Annotated in this window: 1 protein-coding gene; it reads right to left on the bottom strand. The window is 70.5% G+C overall.

Annotation, left to right across the window (positions count from 1 at the left end):
* Positions 1 to 498 precede the first annotated feature (498 nt).
* Positions 499 to 975, bottom strand: coding sequence for a hypothetical protein (locus EAO70_RS35760; RefSeq protein WP_261993222.1), 477 nt, complete (start codon positions 973 to 975; stop codon positions 499 to 501).
* Positions 976 to 1,077: the final 102 nt, after the last annotated feature.

Genomic DNA, 1,077 nt, shown 5'->3' with positions numbered 1-1,077 from the left:
CCCCGGGGCCGGGGCTGCCAGGGGCGCCGGAGATGCCGGGGATGCCGGGGATGCCGGGGATGCCGAGGGCGCTGGTGGTGCTGGAGGTGCTGGTGGTGCCAGGGGCATCGAGGGTGCCGAGGATGCCGAAGGTGCCGAAGACGGCCCGGGGTTAGGAGGTTCCGAGGATGCCGGAGCTCCCGAAGACGGGCCGGGGTTCGGAGGTGCTGGGGGCGCCGGAGGCGCCGAGGGTGCCCGGTCCGGTGGCCCCGTGGTCGCGCGGGTCGCCGTGGTGAAGTGGTCGTCGAGGGTGTCACCCGACGCCGTCGGGGCCGTGTCCGGCGCCGACGCGTCGTAGAGCTTGTCCCACCAGTTGTCGTCCCCCTGCTGAGTCATGCCCTTATTGTCCACCGCTCGGGGCGCCCGAAAACGGGACATCGGGAAAACCGTCGCCGGAAAGGGGTGGTCCGCCGGGCGGCCCCACCCCCCACGGGAAGGACGCCCGGCGGACCGGCGTGATCAGCGCACGTCGTAGGCGCGGACCACGGTCTGGGTGACGGAGTTGCCGTGGGCGTCCGTCAGTTGGGTCCTCGGGGTGACCTGTTCGCCGGTCGCGCCCGCGTGGTTCACGGTCGCGGTCCCGTGGCCGCCCTGCTGAGAGACCTGCAGTTCGGTCCAGGTCGTGCCCCCGTCGTGGGAGTACGCGAGCGTGGCCGAGGTGAGCGCCGCGGGGGTGTGGCCCGCGTGACCCGTCGCGGTGAGGCCGATGTGCCGGCCGTCGGTCGCGGCGAGGGTCGTGAGTCCGTCCTCCGGAAGGTCGTACCGGGGGAAGAGAATCGGGATGCCTTGAGAATAGACGCTCGCGTCGCGCTTGGAGGTGAATTCCCACACCGACTTGACGGAAGGGGAACGCTCCCGGACCCGGCTTCCGAGCTTCATGACGTTCTGTTCGAGGCTGTACCGCCCCTCATCGGCGGGTACCGCGAAATCGGGCACATCGCTCTCCCCATCTGATTCCGGGAAAAGGGTACAAGGCGCCCGTATCCGGTAGCTGTTGGTGCTGCGGTGGCGCCACATTGGCAGAGGTGAGAGCGGTAC

The sequence above is a fragment of the Streptomyces sp. adm13(2018) genome (genome assembly GCF_008042145.1).
Classification (GTDB): domain Bacteria; phylum Actinomycetota; class Actinomycetes; order Streptomycetales; family Streptomycetaceae; genus Streptomyces.
Note: the sequence above shows the minus strand (reverse complement) of the source record. Positions and strands in the feature narration are given on the sequence as shown.